This window comes from Methylobacterium sp. (assembly GCF_028290105.1).
GTDB lineage: Bacteria > Pseudomonadota > Alphaproteobacteria > Rhizobiales > Beijerinckiaceae > Methylobacterium.
Genome location: NZ_JAQGKL010000199.1, coordinates 1 through 2,829 on the forward strand (window position 1 = coordinate 1; position 2,829 = coordinate 2,829).

At 74.4% G+C, this 2,829-nt stretch carries 3 protein-coding genes and 1 pseudogene; 3 read left to right on the forward strand and 1 reads right to left on the reverse strand.

All coding sequences use genetic code 11. The features are described from left to right. From JWQ05_RS14190 to JWQ05_RS14200, 3 genes are all read left to right on the forward strand, one after another. Nucleotides 1-493 (forward strand): triphosphoribosyl-dephospho-CoA synthase (locus JWQ05_RS14190; protein WP_299659395.1); only part of this gene is annotated, 493 nt, incomplete at its 5' end. Then, the gene (locus JWQ05_RS14195) at nucleotides 490-1,413 is read left to right on the forward strand and encodes an acyltransferase domain-containing protein (protein WP_299659398.1); all 924 of its coding nucleotides are present in this window, start codon (nucleotides 490-492) and stop codon (nucleotides 1,411-1,413) included. The genes JWQ05_RS14190 and JWQ05_RS14195, both read left to right, overlap by 4 nt. A 27-nt stretch (nucleotides 1,414-1,440) precedes the next feature. Beyond that, the gene (locus tag JWQ05_RS14200) at nucleotides 1,441-2,445 is read left to right on the forward strand and encodes an aldo/keto reductase (RefSeq protein ID WP_299659401.1); all 1,005 of its coding nucleotides are present in this window, start codon (nucleotides 1,441-1,443) and stop codon (nucleotides 2,443-2,445) included. Between the two features lie 37 nt (nucleotides 2,446-2,482). Here the strand turns inward: JWQ05_RS14200 and JWQ05_RS14205 are convergent. Beyond that, nucleotides 2,483-2,829 (reverse strand): annotated as a pseudogene (locus JWQ05_RS14205) (NAD-dependent epimerase); the annotation flags it as partial.

Sequence of the window (2,829 nt, forward strand, 5' to 3'; positions counted from 1 at the left end):
CGCCCTCGGGCTCCGCCCCGCGCCGGGCGCCCTCGGTGCCCTCGTGCGCCGGCGCTACGCGACCGCCATCCTCGACGGGCCCGAATTGCTGCACGCCCCGGGGGCGCGGGTGCGCCGCCGCCACGGCGTCGGCGGGGCCCCGGCCGAGGCGGCGGCGGGGTTTCCCACCCTCTACGGCGTCGGCCTTCCGCACCTGTGCCGGGCGCGAGCGCTGCGGCCCGATGCGTTGGAGGCCGCGCGGGTCGAGGCTTGCCTCGCGCTCATCGCGCATCTCGAGGACACCAACCTGCTGCATCGCGGCGGACCGGAGGGCTTCGCCTTCGCGCGAGCCGAGGCCGCCCGCTTCCTGAACCAGGGAGGCACCGCCCGGGACGACTGGTTCGTCCGGGCGGAGCGCCTGCACCAAACCTTCGTCGCCCGCCGCCTCAGCCCCGGCGGGGCGGCCGACCTCCTCGCCATGACGCTGTTCGTCGACGCCTGGGAGAGCCGGTGACGCTCGCGATCCTGCTCTCGGGCCAGGGCGGCCAGCACCCGGAGATGTTCGCGCTCACCGCCGACATTCCGGAGGCGCAGGCGATCTTCGCCGCCGCGACCCCGCTGCTCGGCCGGGACCCGCGTGACCTCGTGCGGTCCGGCGCCGACCTGCACGCCAACCGCACTGGACAGATCCTGTGCTGCGTCGCCGGGCTCGCCGCCTGGACCCTGGTGCGGGCGGCGGCGCCCGCCCGGTCCGTCGTCGTCGGCTACAGCATCGGCGATCTCGCCGCCTTCGGCTGCGCCGGCCTGTTCGCGCCCGCGACCGTGCTGGCGCTCGCCGCCGCCCGCGCCGAGGCGATGGATGCGACGGCCGGTCCCGGCTACGGCCTCGCCGGCCTGCGGGGCCTGCCCGCCGAACGCTTCTTCGCGATGGCGCGGGGGCACGATTGCCATCCGGCGATCCGCAACGCCGCCGACAGCGTGGTGGTGGGCGGCCGGGTCGAGGCCCTCGACGCCCTCTGCGCGGAAGCCCTGGCACGGGGCGCGGCGCGGGCGTTGCGCCTGCCCGTCCACATCCCCTCGCACACGCCGCTCCTCGCGCAAGCCTCGGCCGAGTTCGCCGCGCGGCTGGACCAGGCGCCCCGCACGAGCCCGCCGCGTCCGGGCCCCCGCCTGCTCAGCGGCCTCGACGGGGCGGCGGTGTTCCGGCCGGAGGCCGGCCTGCCCAAGCTCGCCGCGCAGATCGCGCAGACCCTCGACTGGGCCGCCTGCCTGGAGGGTGTGAGGGAGTTCGGCGCGTCCCGCGTGCTCGAACTCGGCCCCGGACACGCGCTGGCCACCATGGCGCGGGCAAGCCTGCCCGAGGCGCGGGTCCACGCGCTCGAGGACTTCCGCAGCGCCACCGGCGTGGTGCAATGGATTCGAAACGGGGCCTGAGCGCCCCACCAGGAGGGAACGCGTTCGATGCAGTACCGCAATCTCGGCCGCTCGGGCCTCAAGGTCTCGCCGCTCTGCCTCGGCACCATGATGTTCGGCGGCCCCACCGACGAGGCCACGGCGGAGCGTATCATCGACAGCGCCCGCGCGGCGGGGATCAATTTCCTCGACACGGCCAACGCCTACAACGAGGGCCGCTCCGAGGCGGTGGTGGGCCGGGCGATCGCCCGCGACCGCGAATCCTGGGTGCTCGCCACCAAGGTCGCCAACCCGATGGGACCGGGCGTCAACGACCGGGGCCTATCGCGCGTCCACGTGCTGCGCGCCGCCGAGGCCAGCCTCACGCGGCTCGGCACCGACGTCATCGACATCTACTACCTCCACAAGGAGGACCACGACACGCCGCTCGCCGAGACGGTCGGCGCCCTCGCCCACCTCGTGCGCCAGGGCAAGATCCGCTATTTCGGCGTCTCGAACTACCGCGCCTGGCGGGTCGCCGAGATCTGCCGCCTCTGCGACGATCTCGGGATCGACCGGCCGGTGGTGAGCCAGCCCTATTACAACGCGCTGAACCGGATGCCCGAGACCGAGCACCTGCCGGCCTGTGCCCATTACGGCCTCGGCGTGGTGCCCTACTCGCCCCTGGCCCGCGGCGTGCTGACGGCGAAATACGATCCGGACACGGCGCCCCCCGAGGGCACCCGCGCGGGCCGCCAGGACCCCCGCATGATGCAGACCGAGTGGCGCCCCGAATCCCTGACCATCGCCCGGACCTTCCAGGCCCATGCGGCCGCGCGCGGGCTGACGGCCGGCCAGTTCGCGGTGAACTGGGTGCTGGCCAACCGGCTCGTCACGTCGGTGATCGCCGGGCCGCGGACGCAGGCGCAGTGGGACGAGTATCTCGGCGCGCTCGGCTACAGCTTCACCCCCGAGGACGAGGCCCTGGTCGACGCCCACATCGTCACCGGCCACCCCTCGACGCCGGGCTACAACGACCCGGCCTACCCGATCGAGGGGCGTGTTGGGGGGTAGTCCCCGCGCTCCGCCTGCGGGGTGAGGGACGAGGTGCTCACCCCCGCGTCTCGTCCACGTGCAACGCGACCAGCGCGTCGAAGCTCGCATCGCCCTGGAAGCCGAGCTTGAGCGCACGCTCGGTGTCGAAGGCTTCCGGCCAGGTCTCCACGATGGCCTGGATGGCGGGGTTCGGCTCGCGCCGGATCAGCGCCACCGCGGCGTCGCCGCCGACGCGGCGCAGGGCCTCGATCTCGTCGGCCACGGTGGCGGAGACGCCCGGCATGGTGAGGTTGCGGCGCAGGCCCAGGGGCGCGAGGTCGATGCGGGCGGCGTGAAGCAGGTATTCGGTGGCCGAGCGCGGGCTGGCGAACCAGTGGCGCACGGTGTCGGGCACGGGCAGGA